This is a genomic window from Sedimentibacter sp. zth1, assembly GCF_017352195.1.
GTDB lineage: Bacteria > Bacillota > Clostridia > Tissierellales > Sedimentibacteraceae > UBA1535.
This window is the reverse complement of sequence record NZ_CP071445.1, coordinates 1,314,635-1,334,825: the sequence shown is the minus strand read 5'-3', so window position 1 is coordinate 1,334,825 and position 20,191 is coordinate 1,314,635. Positions and strand designations below refer to the sequence as shown.

Annotated in this window: 23 protein-coding genes and 1 tRNA gene; 11 read left to right on the top strand and 13 right to left on the bottom strand. The window is 28.2% G+C overall.

What is annotated here, in order from left to right:
• Nucleotides 1-107 precede the first annotated feature (107 nt).
• On the bottom strand, nt 108-854 hold the full coding sequence (locus JYG23_RS06710; protein ID WP_207237713.1) for a DUF1836 domain-containing protein: 747 nt from the start codon (nt 852-854) through the stop codon (nt 108-110).
• 202 nt (nt 855-1,056) lie between these two features.
• On the opposite strand from JYG23_RS06710, the gene glnA reads away from it, so the two are divergent.
• Nucleotides 1,057-2,484 carry a type I glutamate--ammonia ligase gene (gene glnA / locus JYG23_RS06705; RefSeq protein WP_207237712.1) on the top strand — a complete coding sequence of 476 codons (1,428 nt, stop codon included), beginning with the start codon at nt 1,057-1,059 and terminating at the stop codon, nt 2,482-2,484.
• Between the two features lie 41 nt (nt 2,485-2,525).
• On the opposite strand, the gene JYG23_RS06700 is transcribed toward glnA, so the two are convergent.
• From JYG23_RS06700 to JYG23_RS06690, 3 genes are all read right to left on the bottom strand, one after another.
• Nucleotides 2,526-3,086 (bottom strand): DUF6143 family protein, encoded by a 561-nt coding sequence (locus JYG23_RS06700; protein WP_207237711.1) that lies wholly within the window; start codon nt 3,084-3,086, stop codon nt 2,526-2,528.
• A 137-nt stretch (nt 3,087-3,223) separates the two neighbouring features.
• Complete coding sequence (locus tag JYG23_RS06695) at nt 3,224-3,574, bottom strand: Hpt domain-containing protein (protein WP_207237710.1); 351 nt, start codon at nt 3,572-3,574, stop codon at nt 3,224-3,226.
• 75 nt (nt 3,575-3,649) lie between these two features.
• Nucleotides 3,650-3,726 (bottom strand) — tRNA-Arg (locus JYG23_RS06690).
• A 152-nt stretch (nt 3,727-3,878) separates the two neighbouring features.
• Here JYG23_RS06690 and JYG23_RS06685 point away from each other — a divergent pair.
• The 7 genes from JYG23_RS06685 to JYG23_RS06655 all read left to right on the top strand — a co-directional run bounded on the left by JYG23_RS06685 (nt 3,879) and on the right by JYG23_RS06655 (nt 10,357).
• On the top strand, nt 3,879-5,111 hold the full coding sequence (locus tag JYG23_RS06685) for a S41 family peptidase (RefSeq protein WP_207237709.1): 1,233 nt from the start codon (nt 3,879-3,881) through the stop codon (nt 5,109-5,111).
• Between the two features lie 164 nt (nt 5,112-5,275).
• The gene (locus JYG23_RS06680; RefSeq protein ID WP_207237708.1) at nt 5,276-6,595 is read left to right on the top strand and encodes a CCA tRNA nucleotidyltransferase; all 1,320 of its coding nucleotides are present in this window, start codon (nt 5,276-5,278) and stop codon (nt 6,593-6,595) included.
• Between the two features lie 172 nt (nt 6,596-6,767).
• Complete coding sequence (locus tag JYG23_RS06675) at nt 6,768-7,325, top strand: DUF5317 family protein (protein WP_207237707.1); 558 nt, start codon at nt 6,768-6,770, stop codon at nt 7,323-7,325.
• A 12-nt stretch (nt 7,326-7,337) separates the two neighbouring features.
• Entirely contained in the window at nt 7,338-7,847 is a 510-nt protein-coding gene (locus JYG23_RS06670) for a hypothetical protein (RefSeq protein ID WP_207237706.1), read from the top strand.
• Nucleotides 7,840-8,472, top strand: a complete 633-nt coding sequence (locus JYG23_RS06665) for an accessory gene regulator ArgB-like protein (protein ID WP_207237705.1) — start codon at nt 7,840-7,842, stop codon at nt 8,470-8,472. The genes JYG23_RS06670 and JYG23_RS06665 overlap by 8 nt, the downstream gene beginning before the upstream one ends.
• 27 nt (nt 8,473-8,499) lie before the next feature.
• Nucleotides 8,500-8,625: a cyclic lactone autoinducer peptide gene (locus JYG23_RS06660; RefSeq protein ID WP_207237704.1), complete on the top strand. Its 126-nt coding sequence runs from the start codon at nt 8,500-8,502 to the stop codon at nt 8,623-8,625.
• Nucleotides 8,626-8,698: 73 nt separating this feature from the next.
• Entirely contained in the window at nt 8,699-10,357 is a 1,659-nt protein-coding gene (locus JYG23_RS06655; RefSeq protein ID WP_207237703.1) for a diguanylate cyclase, read from the top strand.
• Nucleotides 10,358-10,402: 45 nt separating this feature from the next.
• On the opposite strand, the gene JYG23_RS06650 is transcribed toward JYG23_RS06655, so the two are convergent.
• The 8 genes from JYG23_RS06650 to JYG23_RS06615 all read right to left on the bottom strand — a co-directional run bounded on the left by JYG23_RS06650 (nt 10,403) and on the right by JYG23_RS06615 (nt 16,183).
• Nucleotides 10,403-11,446, bottom strand: a complete 1,044-nt coding sequence (locus JYG23_RS06650; protein ID WP_207237702.1) for a PotD/PotF family extracellular solute-binding protein — start codon at nt 11,444-11,446, stop codon at nt 10,403-10,405.
• Nucleotides 11,443-12,246, bottom strand: a complete 804-nt coding sequence (locus JYG23_RS06645; RefSeq protein WP_207237701.1) for an ABC transporter permease — start codon at nt 12,244-12,246, stop codon at nt 11,443-11,445. The genes JYG23_RS06650 and JYG23_RS06645 overlap by 4 nt, the downstream gene beginning before the upstream one ends.
• Nucleotides 12,240-13,082 carry an ABC transporter permease gene (locus JYG23_RS06640; protein WP_207237700.1) on the bottom strand — a complete coding sequence of 281 codons (843 nt, stop codon included), beginning with the start codon at nt 13,080-13,082 and terminating at the stop codon, nt 12,240-12,242. The genes JYG23_RS06645 and JYG23_RS06640 overlap by 7 nt, the downstream gene beginning before the upstream one ends.
• Nucleotides 13,082-14,125 (bottom strand): spermidine/putrescine ABC transporter ATP-binding protein, encoded by a 1,044-nt coding sequence (gene potA / locus JYG23_RS06635; RefSeq protein ID WP_207237699.1) that lies wholly within the window; start codon nt 14,123-14,125, stop codon nt 13,082-13,084. The genes JYG23_RS06640 and potA overlap by 1 nt, the downstream gene beginning before the upstream one ends.
• A 13-nt stretch (nt 14,126-14,138) precedes the next feature.
• Entirely contained in the window at nt 14,139-14,675 is a 537-nt protein-coding gene (locus JYG23_RS06630) for a helix-turn-helix domain-containing protein (protein ID WP_207237972.1), read from the bottom strand.
• A 282-nt stretch (nt 14,676-14,957) separates the two neighbouring features.
• Complete coding sequence (locus JYG23_RS06625; protein WP_242631649.1) at nt 14,958-15,341, bottom strand: hypothetical protein; 384 nt, start codon at nt 15,339-15,341, stop codon at nt 14,958-14,960.
• Nucleotides 15,342-15,370: 29 nt separating this feature from the next.
• Nucleotides 15,371-15,739 carry a DUF2089 domain-containing protein gene (locus JYG23_RS06620; RefSeq protein WP_207237698.1) on the bottom strand — a complete coding sequence of 123 codons (369 nt, stop codon included), beginning with the start codon at nt 15,737-15,739 and terminating at the stop codon, nt 15,371-15,373.
• Between the two features lie 9 nt (nt 15,740-15,748).
• The gene (locus tag JYG23_RS06615; RefSeq protein ID WP_207237697.1) at nt 15,749-16,183 is read right to left on the bottom strand and encodes a hypothetical protein; all 435 of its coding nucleotides are present in this window, start codon (nt 16,181-16,183) and stop codon (nt 15,749-15,751) included.
• A 263-nt stretch (nt 16,184-16,446) separates the two neighbouring features.
• On the opposite strand from JYG23_RS06615, the gene radA reads away from it, so the two are divergent.
• Nucleotides 16,447-17,808, top strand: coding sequence for a DNA repair protein RadA (gene radA / locus JYG23_RS06610; RefSeq protein WP_207237696.1), 1,362 nt, complete (start codon nt 16,447-16,449; stop codon nt 17,806-17,808).
• A 20-nt stretch (nt 17,809-17,828) separates the two neighbouring features.
• Here the strand turns inward: radA and JYG23_RS06605 are convergent, their stop codons facing one another.
• A complete protein-coding gene (locus JYG23_RS06605) occupies nt 17,829-18,221 on the bottom strand; it encodes a MazG nucleotide pyrophosphohydrolase domain-containing protein (protein WP_207237695.1) in 393 nt (130 codons plus the stop codon).
• Between the two features lie 276 nt (nt 18,222-18,497).
• Here JYG23_RS06605 and JYG23_RS06600 point away from each other — a divergent pair, with 276 nt between their 5' ends.
• Nucleotides 18,498-18,983 carry a CarD family transcriptional regulator gene (locus JYG23_RS06600; RefSeq protein ID WP_207237694.1) on the top strand — a complete coding sequence of 162 codons (486 nt, stop codon included), beginning with the start codon at nt 18,498-18,500 and terminating at the stop codon, nt 18,981-18,983.
• Between the two features lie 87 nt (nt 18,984-19,070).
• Nucleotides 19,071-20,174, top strand: a complete 1,104-nt coding sequence (locus JYG23_RS06595) for a PIN/TRAM domain-containing protein (RefSeq protein WP_207237693.1) — start codon at nt 19,071-19,073, stop codon at nt 20,172-20,174.
• Nucleotides 20,175-20,191 lie beyond the last annotated feature (17 nt).

Below are 20,191 nucleotides of genomic sequence, written 5' to 3'. Positions count from 1 at the left end.
CAAAAGAATGGAATTATAACTAATATTTATAGTGATAAAATATATTTAAATTAGCGGATGAATTTAATTGTGATTTAGATTAAAACACAAGAAAAAAAGCCTGAAATTTATTCAGACTTTAGGTTTGTATTTATATTAAGTTTTTCAGAGTGCTTAATTTCAAGCTTTTGACATTTTTCTTTTTGTTTTTCTATTTTTTCTTTTTGCTTTTCTATCTTTTCTTTTTCCTTTTTTTCTTTCTCAGCATCTTTGGATTGTTTTGCTAACTCTTTACTTTTCTTTTCATTATCTTTATTTTTTTCCTCAAAATCATTTCTTAATGTATTTATTAGTTTTTGCGAAAATAATTTGTAGTAATTAGCTTTAGCTGTAAGTAATCCAATAAGTGTAAAAATTCTTTCGTCATCATTTTTGATGTTTTCATCTGAGCTTAATAAATCCAAGTATTGTTCAATTTCAGAATTTGTATTAGATAACGCTTTGGTAGTATAATTTAAATATAAATCATATACATTTTTTATATTATTTTTATCAAGTGTATTATCAAATAAACTTTTTATATCATCTATTGTCAATATTTGCTTCAAATAAAATATAATTATAATTTCAACAACTTGATTAGATGTATATTTTTTGTTATTAGGTTTAGTCAATATCTGTGCTTTAACGTAATTATTAATCATAGATTTTGTATAAAGTTTATCATCGTCATTCGTTTTGTATTGCTCTAACTCCTCATTCAAAAAAGTTAAAACTTGCTCCATATATAAAGCTATATTTGGTATTTTATTATATTGGATATTATTATCTAATGAAAAATTATTTAGTAGATTTAATATATCTTTATTTTCCATATATTTTCTCCTAATGTTTTATATATATATATTATATAGTAAACATTACTATATTTCAAGATTAACAATAATATATTGTATATAAATTAGAAACATATATTATTTTCAGATAATATATGTTAAATTGACATAACAAGTAATAAGTGCTAGAATTAAGAAAACATTTTCACAAATGTTAATTAATTATAAAGGGAGATTAGTTATGTTTAAGAATATCAATGACATGATAAAGTATTGTAAAAACGAAAAAATTGAAGTAATTGATTTTAAAGTTGTAGATTTATCAGGTAGATGGCATAGACTTTCAATTACCTCTCAAAAGCTTACAGAAGATATTATGAATAAGGGTATAGGTTTTGATGGCTCAAGTTATGGTTTTCTAACCGTAGAAAAATCTGATATGGTAATGATGCCTGATTTGTCTACTGCCTATATTGATTCTTATAAAAAATATAAAACTCTTGTAGTTATAGCGGATATTTATAAGATAGTAAATGGGAAACTAGAAAGATTTGAAGATGATCCTAGATATATTGCAGAAAAGACTGAAATATATATGGCTAAAAATAATATAGCAGATAAGTGTTTATTAGGACCTGAGTTTGAATTTTATGTATTAGACCATGCGTCATATGAAAATTTAGATAATCATATGGAAGTATTGTTAGATTCAAAACAAGCTAAATGGAATATGGGTAAGAAGGACACACAAAATTTAGGATTTAAAGTAGAAGAAGATGCAGCATATCATTTGGATTCACCATTTGATGCAGGATATGATTTTAGAACTGAGGCATGTGTTGAAGCAGAAAAAGTAAATATTCCAATTAAGTATTGCCATGCAGAAAATGGTGGACCTGGTCAAGCAGAGATAGAGCTTAATTTTGCAGGAGTTAAGGAAATGGGAGACAGAACAATGAAACTTAAAAATTTACTTAATAATTGTGCTGTTAAACATAATAAAACTGTGACATTCATGCCAAAACCATTTGCAAATGAGTGTGGTAGTTCACAGCATATACATATTCAACTTAAAAATGGAGAAAATTATATTTTCTTTGAAAAGGGAGGATACTCAGATTTATCAGATACAGCTTTATATGCAATTGCAGGCATTTTAAAACACCTTAAAGCGCTGACTGCTATTGCTAATCCTTCAACTAATTCATACAGAAGATTAGTACCAGGTTATGAAGCACCATTAAATATATGCTTTGGAGCTTCAAATAGAAGTGCATCAATAAGAGTACCAGGGTATACTATTGAACCAGATGAAAAAAGATTTGAGTTGCGTTCTCCAGATGGAACATGTAATCCTTATTTAACTTATGCAGCAGTTATGATGGCAGCTTTTGATGGTATAATAAATAAATTAGATTATAAAGAATTTGGTCCTATGGATGCAAATTTATATAAGTTATCTAAGGAAGAACTTGAAAAAATGGCTAGCTTGCCAACAAGCCTATTAGATGCAGCAAACGAACTAGAAAAAGACCATGAATTTTTGCTTATTGGTGACGTTTTTACAGAAAATATAATTAAAAATCATATTAACAAAATTAAGAATGATTTTTACGAAGTTAATCGTATGCCTCATCCAGAAGAATTTATAAAATATTATAATTGCTAAAAAAATACTACTATGGGATTATTTTCTCATAGTAGTATTTTTTATTTTTCTTCCCACCAATAAAAGCTAAATGCACAGGATGGTGAAGAAGAATTAATAGAACTAACTAGTAGTAATATTGATTTTCCTGGCGAAATAACTATGGTTCCTTTTCTTTGTACAGTATCGGTATAATATGGTTGTAAGATTCTGAGTGAATTTGATTCGTTACTAGATAACATGTTATTACTTCCTTGATACATTATTACAACTCCACTTGAATTATATTGGTACTCTAAGCTACTTGGTGTTCCATACATATATCTAAGACCTTCATAGCAGACTGATGGATTTATATAGAAACTTTCTATAATTGGAGAAGAAGAAAAATTTACTGCGCAAGTTTCATCAACAAAAAGTGAAGTTTTTGAGTTTTTTGGATTATATAATGCACTCCATTGAAATTTGCCAATACTTAGTTGAGGTGTTCCAACAACAAAAAAATTCTTTTGAACATTCTTATTGCGCAGTCTATATTCTTCATCTATATTTGCATAATTCAAGTCATGAATTTTAGGTTGCTTTATAATGTTATCATTGTTAATATTAGTATAATATTTCATGTTATAATTATCCTCCAAATAGTAAAATTACAAAGCTATTATATAATCTTATTATTTAAAAAGATGTTACAATATGCCATAAAATTACTAAAAATTACGACAATATATACATATATAAAACTTAAGTTCTTATAGTTCTATTTATTAGTATATAAAAACTTAATATATTCTATTGTTTTATAATACTTATTAGATAAATCAGAAAATTGTTTATCTAAATTATTGTGTTTTTTGCTTCTAAGTTCATCTACAATATTACAGCAGCAATCATATAATAAATCCAAACTTAAATTTCCGCTTAATCCTTTAAGGGCATGAAGATTTTCAAATGCTTTATCATATGATTTTAAAAACATAGCTTCTTTTGCTAAATCAAAACTTTTATCTTCTATAAATTTTATTAGGCATGTTATATATAAATCTTTGGAGCCTACAAATCTATTAAGTCCTGTTTCAAAATTTATAATTTCTTTTTCATTTTCATACATTTCTATTCTCCGTTATTATTTTATTTCAAATTAAATATAAAAATAAAGAAGGTGGAATATGTACACCTTCTTTGTTGGTACGCCATGAGGGAATTGAACCCACAACCTTCGGATTCGAAGTCCGCTACTCTATCCAATTGAGCTAATGGCGCATACACAATTATTATTATAATATAATATTTCTTTATTATCAATATTTTTCTATACTATTTAGGTAAAATATAATATAATATAAATAGTACGGATAAATGTTTTTATAGTCGCATAAATATATAATTATAATAATAGAGTAGGAGTGATAAACATGATTTCTAGAAAAAAATTTATATTATCAATAGTAGTAGCTATATTGTTAACAGCATTTGTTACATTTACTTTTGGTAATTACGCATTGGTAGAAGCTGGTGGTAAAGTATTAGTGTCAAACGATGATTTTAATTTTATGAAGTCTTTTGTAGCAAAATATGGACAATTTGAGTCGTTGATAAATTATGCAGAAAATAACTTTTTATATGAAGTAGACCAATCTGAAATGCTAAGTGGTGGGCTTAAAGGAATGCTTAATGCACTAGATGATCCATATACAGAATATATGTCAAAAGAAGAGTACAAATCATTGATGGAACATACTGCTGGTTCATTTGACGGAATAGGTGTTTATATAGCTCCTAGTATAGATAATAAAATTATGGTTATAGCTCCTATTGAGGATACACCAGCAGAAAAAGCTGGATTGAAGTCAGGAGATTATATAATTAAAATAAATGGTGAAGAATATCCTGCAGATAAAATGGATGTTGCAGTAAAAGTAATGAAGGGTGCTCCAAATACAAGTGTTAAAATTACAATACTTAGAATTGATGGAGATGGAAAACAAAATGTATTTGATGTAGATATAGTAAGAGAAAAAATCAGAATTGTTTCTGTTAAATCACAAATGCTTCCAGATCAAATAGGGTATATTAGAATTACAACTTTTGATAGTGAAACAGCTGCTGATTTTAAAACACAGTATAATGAACTCAAAAAAGAAGGAATGAAGGGAATAATAGTTGACCTAAGAGGAAATCCAGGTGGATTAATTGATACATCGGTTGAAATAACAGATATGTTTATGGGAGAGGGTTTTGTTACATATACCAAGACAAAGGCTGGAGAAAAGGAATATTATCCTTCAGATAAAGATAAAATAGATATTCCGTTAGTTATGTTAGTTGATGGTGGAAGTGCAAGTGCCTCGGAAATTATGTCAGGTGCAGTTAAGGATACAAAATCAGGAACATTAATTGGAACTAAGACATTTGGCAAAGGTATAGTCCAAAGAATCTCAAGATTTGGTGATGATGGAGCAGGTGTAAAAATGACTATTTCAGAATATTTTACACCAAGTGGAGTAAATATTCATGGTATAGGAATTGAACCAGATTTAGTTGTAGAGTTACCGGAAGATATTAAAGGAATAGGTGTTGATTATTTAGATACTGATAACCAATTGCAAAAGGGAATAGAAGTTATTAAAGAAAAATTAGTACAATAAATATGATTAATTAAAAATGAATCAGTAGCATAATGCTTCTGATTCTATTTTTATATACTAGAAAGTTCTACTTCGCCTAGAACTTTTTTATATAAAATAATATTTTAATAATGCTTTAATAGGGGTATAATAATTATATTATAGTATATTATTAGGGAGAAATTATGTTAAATGAAGACGTTAAGTATATATTGAATAAATTAATAAATAGCGACTTTGAAGCATTCGTTGTTGGTGGTGCGGTAAGAAATTATTTATTAAATAAAAAAATTGAAGATTTTGATATTACTACGAGTGCAATGCCTAATCAAATAAAATCTATATTTGAAAAAACAATTCCTACAGGATTGAAATATGGTACAATTACAGTTGTTATAAATAAAAATTTGTATGAGGTTACTACTTTTAGAAGCGATGGAAAGTATTCAGATGGTAGAAGACCAGATAATGTTAATTTTTCATGTGAATTGAGTGAAGATTTAAAAAGAAGAGATTTTACAGTTAATGCAATGTGCTGTGATATCAATGAGATATTGATTGATAAATTTGATGGGAAACATGACTTAAAAAATAAGATAATTAGATGTATTGGCAATCCTGATGATAGATTTAAAGAGGATTCATTACGTATGCTTAGAGCAGTCAGATTTATGAGTCAGCTCGGATTTAGTATACATAAAGATACTTTATTATCAATAAAAAATAATAGTTCTTTGATACAGTTAGTAAGTATAGAAAGAATTCAGGATGAGCTTAATAAGATATTACTAAGTAAAAAGCCATCATTAGGTATTAAGAAACTTGTTGAAACTCACCTTATAGATTTTATTTTACCAGAGATTATTGGTACTGTGGGATTTGAACAAAAGAATCAATATCACAATAAGGACGTATTTGAACACATTATGACTGTGCTTGATAATATTGAACCAAAACTGAATTTAAGACTCGCAGCTCTTTTACATGATATAAGTAAACCTGAGTGTTTTACAGTTGACGATACTGGTAGAGGACATTTTTATGGCCATCATATCATGTCAGCAGAAGCTTCAAAAATAATAATGAAAAGATTACGTTATTCAAATGAAAGGATTGAGGATGTAAGTACTTTGGTAAGGTATCATTATCTGAAAGAAATTGATATGAAGGATAAGGGCGTAAAGAGGTTTATAAATAATGTGGGAATATCAAGACTTGATGATATGTTTAAATTAAATATTGCAGATATAAAAGGAAAGAAAGATACTACAAATATTGAAAAAGTGGAAGTTCTAAGATGTAAATGCAATAAAATCATTTCAAGAAATGAACCTATATGCATAAAGGATTTAGCAATTGGAGGTATGAAGCTAAAAGAGCTGGGAATAGAGCAGGGAAAGGTTTATACTGAGATATTGAGAAATCTATTAGATTTGGTACTTGATAACCCTGAATACAATACAAAAGAAATATTGTCAGATTATGTTAGAAAAAAATATTTGTAGTAAATTATTATGTATTAATGTTTTATTGATAATGATTATTTGTTAACTTCATAACGATTTTTAGTCTATTAAGTTTGCTATATTTAATATTGCATGTTATTTTCTAGTGTGCTATTATATAATTGATGTTTTTTTGAAAATTATGTATAAAATTGTCGAATGGAGTGCATGTATGCTTTTGTTTATATTAGTTATACCATTATTAATTGCACGTATAAAAAAATATGATTGTAAAAATCTTATAAAGGCGTACGATTTATACCCTCTTATTATGATAGAATTGGTGCATTTATTTTTTCAAATTAATGCTTTGTTTGGAAATTATAGTTTTGTGAGGTACGCAGTATATATACAATATGCGTTTAATATTTCATTACTTGTACCTATTATATATAGAAAGCTTTACAGTCCGGCTATATGTGGTTCAGTCTTTGTAATTATCGGGAGTATATTAAATAGAGCTGTTATAGCATGTAATAATGGCAAAATGCCTGTTTATCCAACTTTATCAAATATAACGGGCTTTTATAAAAATGGTATTTTGTCGCAAGGTGTTGATAACTTACATATATTGATGAGTTCTTCAACATCTCTTAATTTTTTTGGTGACTATATTGATTTGGGTTTTAGTATTATGAGTATCGGAGATATTCTTATACACTCTTTTTTAGGAATAATAGTTTTTTATACAATAAAAACATTAAATTTAAACAAAGCAAAACTAAACTGAGGGGGTAAAATTTTGAATTATGTTGTTCTTTTTTTAGCTGATGGCGTTTTAGGTTATTTCTTACAGTCTTTAGGATATGTTTTATCACTATATGCATTTAATAGGAGGAAGGCTGACGTTAAAACTATGCTGTTAGCAGCAATAATATTAGCTGTTATTATGTTTGGAATTCGTCAAATATCGGTTATAAGCTTTGGATATCATACAGTTCTCATAATAATTTCAGACATATTACTGTCAGTAGTTTTATTGAAAACTTCGACATTTTATACCGTTCTAAGTGCGTTAACTACTACAATGTCTATATTAATTCTTGAACTAATAAATTTAAAAGTATTAAATTTTATTATTGGACATGATATTATAATGTTAATTTTAAATAGTAATGGTAATATATCTAGTAGAATCTATAAATCGTTACTTGGAGCTCCAACAAATGTAGTATTAGTATTGGTTATGTTTGTTTTTTATAAATTAAATATTAAAAGAAAAAAAGGAATGTTAAATGGAGTGGTTGAGTAAAAAAATAGCTCGAAGCATTGGAAAATCAATAGAAGCAGATGAAGAAAAAATTAGTGTTATATCATATGGTCTTGTTGCAATAATTCAATTTATGACTATTTTTATACTATCATGTACAATAGCGCTAGTATTTGGTTTTTTTATTGAAGCATTAATTATTTTTATTTCTGTAGGATTATTAAGAAGAGTTATAGGAGGGGCTCATTCAGCTAGCCTTAACAGTTGTGTAATAATCAGTGTTGTTTTTATAGATTTATTTTCATATATATCAAGGTTTATTATAATACCTTATGTTAGCATGATATACATATATATGGGGATGATGGCTATTTATATAGGTTCTTACATATTAGTTTATAAATTTGCTCCGGTGGATAACCCTAATAAACCTATAAAAAATACAGAAAAAATTAAAAGACTAAGAAAGAAAGCACTTATAGTATTGCTTCTTTTTACAGTTATCACCATATTTCTAGCATTATTGCAGATGATTTACGGAGGGTATTATATAAGTTATGCTATAAGCCTTTCACTTTCTGTTTTGTGGCAGGTAATAATGCTTACTAAAATAGGTCATAGTTTTATTAAAGCTATTGATAAATTATTAGGAGTATATCAAACCTAATAGAAAATAATATAGGAGGAGCTTAATATGAAAAAAAAATTATTATCTATCATTTCGATTCTAGCTACTTTAGTAGCAACTCTAGTTGCGACTTCTGCTTGCTTTTGGTGGGCTTACCAACCTGTAGAGCCAAAATCATTGCAGGATAAGTAAAGTTATTTTTCAGTAGGGTAGGTGAGAAATTGTGTTCTCTCCTACCAAATTATTTAATGAGGTGAATTATAAAATGCACGAATGGGACAATGAAAAGCAAAAAAAATTTAACAGTATGTTTTTCACCTTGAAAATTTTGGCATTGCTTTTTTGTACAACACCAGTTTTTCAATATTATTTTACTGAAAATGCATTTCACATTTGGTCAAATTTTAATATTCTAATGCCAGTAGTATTTTTGGTTGTTATAATTGCAGTTGTTATTTTGTGGTTTGTAGTCAATATTAAGTTTGTTAATAATAAATTTTGCAAATACGTTGAAATAGTAGTCTACTATTTAATATGTTTATGTGCACTGTTATATAGTGGAGGATATGAAAGTTATTATAAGTATATGTTCTTGTTTATGATAGTTGTATATACTATGGAGTATGGGTTTAATTTAGGCTCATATGTTGCGACAATATCCTCAATTACTATATTAGCGATGGATTTGATTATGTATAAAAGTGATGGTGTAAATCCTTATTTTCAGTCAGACATAGCATTGACTGCAATGTTCTATTTAGTAGCTTGGGTGGTTGGTTTCTATGTAAAAATTGAAGGTGAACATATATCTGAATTGAAAAACCGTGCCAATATAGATTTTTTAACAGGTTTATATAACCATTGTTATTTTTATGAAACTTTAGAAAATATGTTTAAAAATGACCCTGAATGTGAAAAAGCTATTTCAGTTATAATGATTGATATAGATTATTTTAAGTCTTACAACGATTTATATGGACATCAGGTTGGTGACGATATATTAAAGGAAATAGCCTATGTGATTAAAAGTAGTTCAGAACAAAAAGATATAATTTGCAGATATGGCGGAGAAGAATTTACAGTAATTTACCCTGGTATAAATCAGAAAAAGGCGATTGAATTTGCCAACAATATAAGGGAAAAAATATATGACCATAAATTTAAAGGTCAGGAGCTTATGCCTAATCATAATTTAACGATTTCTATTGGGGTTTCAGAAAGAAAAAAAAGTGATGATAATGTTAGAAACTTTATTGAACGTGCTGATATTGCATTGTACAGGGCAAAGTTTTTTCGTAAAAATAGAGTTGAGTTGTATACATCTGTATTTGAGCAGTTTTCTGACTTGGATATTGATAACGATAAGGGTATGACATCAGTAAAAGCACTAATTACTATTGTAAACTCAAGAGACCATTATACATATAGCCATACAGAGCGTGTAGTTATTTACTGCCAGATTTTTGCTGATTATTTAAAGCTATGTAATGAGGAAAAAAAGCAATTAGTCTATGGTGCGTATTTACACGATATAGGCAAGATAAATATTTCTAAAGATATATTGATTTCGAACAAGAAACTTACAAAAGAGGAATGGGATGAGATTAAAAAGCATCCAATTGACAGTGCAGATATTATTGGACAGATGCATCAAATTGATAACAATATTGTAGACATTGTTCGTCAGCATCATGAGAGATTTGATGGCTCTGGATATCCATATGGATTAAAGGGTAATAACATAAACGAACTATCTAGGATGTTGTCAATATCAGATAGTTTTGATGCAATGACTGCAAACAGACCATATCAACGCAAGAAAAACTACGAGGATGCTTTTGAGGAATTAAGGCGTTGCAAGGGTACACAGTTTGATCCTGATTTAGTAGATAAATTTATTTATGCTATAGACAAATTAATGTAAAATATTAAGAGGTAAGCTAAATAATTATTCAGCTTACCTCTATTTTTATTTACCAAAAACCTCAGTCCATCTTGTATTGTATAGTTTTATGTCATCTTTTAAGTCTCTGAACATTTCTAGATTTTTAACTTCGTCAGAAGGCACATTATAGGCATTATTATTTTTTAACTCATCTGGTAATTCCTTTATTGCTTCAGTATGAACTGTTGAGTACATTACTTCATTTATATCCTTTAAAGTAGCATCTTTACTTGTAATAAAGTTAATAAACTTTTCTGCTAATTCTTTTTGATTGGAAGTTTTAGGTATGCACATTGCATCTATCCAAATATTACTACCCTCTTTGGGTATTATAAATCCTAAATCTCTTTCACTATCATCAAGCATTGCAACTGTTGCTTCGCCTGACCATACAAGACCCAACTCAGCTTCACCACTTGAAATCATTTGGCCAGCTCTATCAACTACATATGCCATAACCAAAGGTTTTTGATCTATAAGCAATCTCTTAGCTTCATCAAGTTTATTTATATCAGTAGTATTCAATGAATATCCAAGTAACTTAAGAGCTACTGCAAATGTATCTCTTTGACTGTCCATCATAACAATTTGGTCCTTGTATTTTTCATCCCATAAAATATTCCAACTATTTGATGAAACATCTACTGTTTCTTTATTGTAAAGAATACCTAATGTTCCCCAAAAATAAGGTACAGCATATTTGTTTTCGTTATCATATGGTTGGTTTTTATATTCTTCTCCAACATATTTGAAATTTGGTATATTATTAAAATCAAGTTCTGCAAGCATATCTTCGTTTACCATACGTTCAATCATGTATTCGCCGGTGATAATTACATCATAATCTGTTCCTCCGGCTTTAACCCTTGTATACATGTCCTCAGGTGCAGCATATTCATCATATATAATTTTAACATTATTTTCTTTTTCGAATTGCGTTACAAGGCTTGGATCCATATAGATTCCATAGTTTAAAACATTTAAAGTTGGTTTGTCAGAATTTGAGCATCCTACAAACACAGATAATACCAATGTTAATACAAGAATTAAGCAAATTTTCTTTTTCAATTGTTTCCTCCGTTACGTTTAATTTTTTTATTTTTAGTAGAATTTTTTCTACTATTTATTATTAACATTAATGTTAAGACACTTACTAGCATTAATGTTGATAAAGCATTAATAGTCGGTTTTATTCCACGTCTAGCCATTGAATATATTACTATTGAAAGATTAGTAACACCATTTCCAGTAGTAAAGAAGCTGATAACAAAATCATCGATAGATAATGTTAGTGCCATTAAAAATCCCGTAATAATACCAGGCATTATTTCGGGAATAATAACCTTTCTAAGCGCGTAAAATGGTGTAGCGCCTAAATCCATGGCAGCTTCTGACAAATGAACATTTAGCTGCTTTAATTTAGGTAAAACTGATAATACAACATATGGTGTGCCAAATGCTATATGTGATAACAACATCGTTTTAAATCCTAAATGTACATTGAATGACAAATATAAAATCATTAAGGCAACACCAGTAACTATATCAGGATTAACTATAGGTAGATAGTTAGCATTTACAATCAATGCTTTCTTTTTACCCTTAAGACTGTGAATACCTATGGCTGCCATAGTACCTAAAACAGTAGAAATAATCGCAGAGAGTACTGCAACTATAACTGTATAGTAGAGTGCTGTTTTTATATTTCTATCTTGAAAAAGTTCAAAATACCACTTTAAAGTGAAACCTCCCCAATTAACCTGTGTTTTTGAGCCATTAAACGAATTAATAACCAATACAATAATAGGTGCATATAGAAATATATAAATTAGTGCCATATAAAACCTTGATAGATGTTTTTTTACCATAATCCAGCACCTCCTTCTTTATCCACATCAAATTTATTCATTATAGACATTGAAATTAATATAATTATCATCATTATTATAGAAACTGCAGAACCAAAGTTCCAGTTTGAGCCAACAGAGAATAAATTTTCAATCAAACTTCCGATAAAGAAATCTTTTTGACCACCTAAGAGCCTTGGAATTATAAATGTGCTTACAGCAGGCATAAACACCATAACAATACCTGTTATAACACCAGGCATGCTTAGAGGAAATATAACCTTTTTAAAAGTAGTTCTACTATTAGCACCTAAATCTTCAGCAGCTTGTATTAAACTATTGTCTAGCTTGCTTAATACAGTATATATAGGTAAAATCATAAAAGGTAAAAAATTATAAACCATACCAAGTACAACAGCAAAATCATTATATAATAAGCTTAACTTTGGAAGACCAATATTAATTAAAAAATGATTTATAATACCGTTATTACCAAGTATCGTCATCCAAGCATATGTTCTTAATAACATGTTCATCCACATTGGAACTACACAAAGAAACAGCATTGTGCTTTTTCTTGATATTGGTGCCTTTGAAATTAGATAGGCAGCAGGGTAACCAATAAGTAGACATAGTATAGTTGAAACGGCTGCTAGTAATAATGATTTAAGCAAAATACGTATATACATGGTATTGAGAAACAATTTATAGTTTTCTAATGTGAATGAAATATTAGCAGTTCCTCCTACATTTTTCTTTGTAAAGCTATATAAAAAAACTAGGAAAACAGGCAACAAAATAAACATTATTATCCAAACTATATATGGATATGCATAATACTTAGATTTGTTTTTCATTATCTATCTCCTTTTACCATAATATGAATATCATCAGGTGTTAAAGATAATCCAACAGTTGAATTAATTGGTGATTGTATAGTACTATGAACCATAAAATCAAATCCAGAAATATCAATTATCATTTCATAGTGCACACCTTTAAATGTAACTGATTTAACTATACCGGTTAACATGCCGTAAGATACTTCAGTTATAACTAAATCTTCAGGTCTAATAACAACTTCAACCTCTTCCATTCTACCAAAACCAGTATCAACACATTTGAATCTTTTACCTAGAAATTCTACTTCATAATCATCTATCATTATTCCATCTATTATATTGCTCTCTCCGATAAAATCAGCAACAAAAGCATTTCCTGGTTCATTATATATATCTATAGGAGTGCCAATTTGTTGAATAATACCATTATTCATAACAACTATAGTGTCTGACATTGTTAATGCTTCTTCCTGATCATGAGTAACATAAACAAATGTTATGCCAAGTTGGCGTTGCATATTTTTTAGTTCAGTTTGCATTTCTTTTCTTAATTTTAAGTCTAAAGCACCCAATGGTTCATCAAGTAATAAAACCTTAGGCTCATTAACTAAAGCTCTAGCGATAGCAATTCTTTGCTGTTGACCACCACTCAATGAATCAATAGTTCTTTTAGCATACTTTTTCATATTAAATAGTGAAAGCATTCTTTCTACTTTGTTTTTTATAATTGATTCGTTTATTTTTTTAATTCTTAAACCAAAAGCTATATTTTCAAACACATCCATATGTGGGAAAAGCGCATATTTTTGGAACACAGTATTTATTTGTCTTTTATATGGAGGTAGTGTATTGATTACATGTCCGTCGAAATAAACGTTACCTTCAGTAGGAGTTTCAAATCCACCTATTATTCTAAGCGTAGTTGTTTTTCCACATCCACTTGGTCCGAGAAATGTTATAAATTCATTCTCCCGTACATAAAGGTTAATACTGTTTAATATAGTTTCTCCATCAAACTTCTTTGTTATATTTTTAAGTTCAATAATTTTTTTGCTCATAAATTACTCCTAATTAGAAATTTGGGGGTGAACTTACCCATAATATCTTGCATGTGTTTTTGCCAGTATTTTCAATAAAATGATTTTTATTTGCTTTGAAATAAAAAGATTCTCCTTTTTTCACTTTAAAAAGTGCATGTCCATAATGAAGTATAATAGTTCCAGCTTGTACATATCCAAATTCTTCACCTTCATGTGGCGTTTCTAATTTAGTTTTACTATAGCTATCTAGTTCAACAAGTATAGGTTCCATTTTATTTTTTTGTGCATTTGGTATTAGCCAATTAATTATATAATTATCATCTGTTTCTTTTACAAAAATATCCTTTTCTTTAAAAACGATTTTATCTTCAGCAGCTTCATTAAAAAAATTTGCTAAATCGGTGCCCAAACATTCTAGAATATCAACTAACGTAGCTATAGAAGGCGAGGTTAGATCTCTTTCTAATTGAGATATATATCCTTTTGTTAATTCACACCTATCAGCAAGTTCTTCTTGCGTCAAAAAATTAGCAGTTCTAAGTCTTTTGATTTTATTTCCTATATTCATCATATATACCTACTTCTTTTTTTGTTAAAAATGTATTTAATATTAAACACGAAGTTTATATTTATTAAACTTTAACGTTCGAAAATATTATACATATGTGTCATATTAATGTCAAGATTAAATTATTAAAATTTGGATATTTTATATATAAATAGTTACTACAACTAATTAATGTGTTTAATATAACTAAACAATTAATATATAAATTTACATTTAGCAAAAAAATACTCCTCCTTAGTATTTACTAAGAAGGAGTATTTTTTTAATAATTTTGATGTTTATCTATTCAACAACTATTTCTACTTTGTCACCATTTTCTGATTCAATATCTACTATTTTACCTTCAGCACCTTCTTGAATCATTTTGATAACATCATTGATATCAACATTTAAATTACCTAGATTTACATCGAAATTTTTATCGCTTGACTTTGCTATTTTGAAAGCTATGTCAACCAAAGCAATTGGTAGATTTACATTTACTTTAGTATTATCGTCTGAACCAAAAACTTTTATTTTTATCCATTTTGCAGTTCTACCTTCGTTAGTAGTAACAAGACTTAACTCTTCTTTTTTGTTTTCGATTGCCTGTAATAATTTTGAAGCTTCCTCTACTGTTATTTTTCCTTCTTCAACCATTTTTAAAATTGTTAATTTTTCTTCCATTTTAATATCCTCCAAGATTTTTATTTTTTTTATAAATCACTTATTAATTTTAATGCTTCGTCTGAACTAATTTCACCTTTGCTAAGCTTTTCAAGTACCTCGTTTTTTTCAGAATCACTAGGTTCTGATTTTGTGTTATATCCAAGTGCAATAATTACCTCATCTAATAATTTTCTGACAGTGGGATAAGAAATACCTAACTCTTTTTCAATTTCTTTAATATTACCTCTGTTTTTAATAAATATTTCTGCAAAATACCTTTTTTCTTTATCTAGTCTGCAAAATTTGTCTAGGAAAAATTCGCCACTTATTTTCGTTTTGCAGGATTTACATGACAGTTCTGTAACTATTAATTCATTGTTACAAATAGGGCATTTTCCAATTACGTCTCTTTTCATTATATCCTCCTAACATGTGTAAATGTGTACTTTAGCATCATTTGAATCTACATTTATAATTTCAAATGGAGGTAACATCACAAGTGCATCAAATACATATTTTATATTTTCTAAATCATTAAAACTCATGTTTTTAATATGTTCATTTTGATTGCTATTCTTATTATCATTCTTTGAATATTTAGATGCTATCTTAATGCCAAACATACCAACTCGTTTTAAAAATTTTAATGAAATAGCTGGTAAATTAATTTTCAACCTTTTACCGTCTTTTTTATCATCAATTACGTTTATATATATTTTTATTTTTTTAGCATATTGAATTTTGTCATTTGAAACAATATTTTCCTTAAATGTAATGTTGCTAATTTTTTTTATAGCATTGTCAACATTACATTTTTTATTGGATACGTTATTCAAAATTTCTAACATATCATTTTCCATTACTTCCACCTCCAAATATTAAACCATTAATTAATATTATTTATTATATTTACATTATATGTTCATAAAATTAATTTGTCAATACTTAATATTAAAAAAATTAATATCTATATTAAAAATATTAATATAGATATTAAAAATATTAATATTTAAGCACTAAATTGGTTTGTTTTATTATTAAACATTTTATTTTCTTTTAAAATTTATAATAAAATGGTATAATTAACTATATATAAGATGTACAATAAATAGGAGAAAAACATATGGCTAAGGTTAAAAGTAAATTTGTATGCCAAAACTGTGGATATGAAAGCCCAAAGTGGATGGGGAAATGCTCATCATGTGGTGAGTGGAATTCATTTGTTGAAGAGCTTGATATTAAAGCAAAAGACGTGAAAAATCAAAGAGGATTGAGTAACAAAGGAAAAGTTGAAAGAATTGATAGCATAGCTACTATTATTCAATCAAGAGTTAAAACAGGCATCAAAGAATTAGATAGGGTTTTAGGAGGAGGGATTGTTAAAAGTTCATTGATACTGGTTGGCGGTGACCCTGGAATAGGCAAATCTACTCTTCTATTACAGGTTGCTAACAATGCGTCGTTACAAGACTTAAAAGTATTATATGTGTCTGGAGAAGAATCAGCAGAACAGATAAAGTTAAGAGCTGATAGGCTAGGTGTATCAAGTGGAGAATTATACATTTTATCAGAAACAAATGTAGAGGTAATCAAGAATTTCATTGATAGAGAAGAGCCTGATATTTTAATTCTTGATTCAGTACAAACTATATATAGTCCAGAAATTGTTTCAGCCCCGGGAAGCGTAAGTCAAGTAAGAGAGATAACATCAATTTTTATGAGAATTACAAAATCAAAACAAATGGCTACATTCATAGTGGGACATGTTACAAAGCAAGGTGATATTGCTGGGCCTAGAGTTCTTGAGCATATGGTTGATACAGTGCTTTACTTTGAAGGAGAAAGACATTTTTCTTATAGAATACTAAGAGCAGTTAAAAATAGATTTGGTTCTACAAATGAAATCGGTATATTTGAGATGAGAGATAAAGGACTTGTAGAGGTAGACAATCCATCTGAAATATTTATAGATGGTAGACCTAAGGATGCGTATGGTACCGTGGTAACGGCAGCACTTGAGGGAACAAGACCAATGTTACTTGAGATACAATCACTTGTAAGTTATTCTCCAGTAGGATTTTCAAAAAGAATAACTACTGGAATTGATAATAATAGAGCAGCAATTTTAATAGCTGTTTTAGAGAAAAAAATAGGATTAACTTTGCAAAATTGTGATATTTTTATTAATGTAACTGGTGGTCTTCAATTAAAAGAACCTGCTAGTGACTTAGCTGTGGTTTGTGCAATTGCATCAAGCTTTAAAGAAAAGCCAATTAATTGTCAAACTATCATAATGGGAGAGATAGGACTTACAGGTGAAATAAGAGGTATAAATTCGATAACTAATAGGCTAATTGAAGCACAAAAAATGGGATTTACAAAAGCAATAATTCCAGAAGCTAATTTCAAGGCAGCTAAAGAAGTAAAAGAAATCAAATTATTTAGTGCTAATAATATAAATCAAGTAATAGAGGAGCTATTTTGATAGCTCTTCTATTATATATATTATAGTAAACTGTAAATTCCTAAAGTTTTAATATATTTTTGTTTTTGCTTCATAACTTCATCTAATTCTAAATCAAGTGCATCGCATAATGAAACTAAATAATAAAGTACATCACCCATTTCTTCTTCAATTTTTTCTTTGCATTTTTCGCATAGACGTCCTTCTATATGACTTTTTAGACATTTTCTATTTTCATCAATTGATTTATTGTTATCAATTATTTGTTTTTGTGCATTAATGCTAATACAACCACAATAAGTAGCTGATTTTACTAGTGCTCTATTTAGTAAGGCTGTTTGCTCACTTAATTTAGATGAAATATCTAGAATACTTTTATTCCTAAATTGAACATTAGATACACATTCCTGAAAATTTGAACATTCACTTGACATAAGTATACTCCTCTACATATTTTATTTAAAAATTTATAAATCCCCTTAGTTAAATTATAAGCATTGACAAGCATTAATGTCAAACAAAATATATAAATAATTATTAAATATTAACAGAAATATTGGGTATAGTAATATAAAATGGTTTTTTTATAACCATTTTGAAAAACGAAACCAATGTGTAAAAATATGTTGACAAGTTCGTTAGTCAAGTATATAATTATGTATTTGACTTTTTAACAATTATAGTTTATACTAATAATAGGAGGTAGTGCAATGTATAATTTAGGTGATAAGGTAGTTTACCCAATGCATGGGGCGGGTAAGATTGAATCAGTCGAAGAAAAAGAAATTCTTGGTGAAATCAGAAAATATTATATACTTAAGATGCCAATAGGAGAAATTAAACTTATGATACCTGTTGATAATGTTAATAGAATGGGTTTGAGAAATATTATTGATAAAGATAAGGTAAAAGAGGTTTTATCAGTTTTTGAGCAGGAAGCAGAAGAAAATACTGCTAATTGGAATAAAAGGTATAGAGAAAATATGGAAAAAATGAGGACTGGTGATATTTTTCAATTAGCACATGTCGTAAGAGATTTAGCCTTTAGGGATAAAGAGAAAGGATTGTCTACTGGTGAAAAGAAAATGCTTGTAAACGCAAAGCAAATGCTTATAAGCGAGATAGCGTTATCAACAGATGAAGATGGAATTGTTGTTTCAGAGCACTTAGATGATGTGATTGAAAAAATAATTTAGTATTATCATGCTATATTTAAGATATAATTAATGTTTACACAATATGATAAATATAACATTTAATTAGAAAGAAAGGGGGTGGATTTAGTGCTAAAAAGAATTATTAGGATAATTACTTCATTATTAGGAGTTGTATTAGGAGTTCTTATTGGAATCTTTATCAATAAACTTGGGATTAGCAATTTAAGCATCGTTTGGCAAAAGCAAGTTGTTATAGCAGTCAGCGGTGCTGTTTTTGGAATTATTTTTTATTTTTTAACTCCCATAATAATAAGTATTATTGCTAAAATTGCAAATAGCTTAGAAAAAGAAATACTAAAATATTCTGCTGGTGAAATTATATATGGTGCAATAGGTTTGATTTTTGGTTTTATTATTGCATATTTGATTAGTCAACCTTTTTTAAGTATACAAATTGCTTACATAGGTGTTATTATATCGTCTCTTTTATATATATTACTAGGATATTTGGGTATAAGAATTGCAACTATGAAAAAGGAAGACGTATTATTTGGTGCTTTGAATTTCAAGAAAAACGGATTTAAATTTAAAAATTCAAAATCCTCTAAATCGGGTATTTATCCTAAAATATTGGATACTAGTGTAATTATAGATGGTAGAATTACTGATATATGTAAAACAGGATTTTTGGAGGGACCTTTGGTTATTCCTGAGTTTGTTTTAAAGGAGCTTAGACATATAGCTGATTCTTCGGATTCGTTGAAAAGGAACAGAGGGAGAAGAGGTCTTGATATTCTTAATCATTTACAAAAAGAAGGAATTATAGAAGTTATAATAGAAACTAGAGATTTTGAGGATGAAGTCGAGGTTGATATTAAACTTTTGAAATTGGCAGAAGAGCTTGGTGGAAAAGTTCTAACAAATGATTTTAATTTAAATAAAGTTGCTGAGTTTCAAGGTGTAAAAGTTTTAAATATAAATGAACTTGCTAATTCAGTTAAACCTATTGTTTTACCAGGTGAAGAAATGAATATTACCATTGCTAAAGATGGTAAGGAATCAAATCAAGGGTTGGCATATTTGGATGATGGAACAATGATTGTAGTTGAAGGCGGTAAAAAATTTATAGGCGTTAATGTTATTGTTACTGTAACAAGTGTATTGCAAACTGCAGCTGGAAGAATGATATTTGCAAAGATTAAAACAATTTTAAAGGGAAAAGTTAGCTAATATAATATAAGTGATGA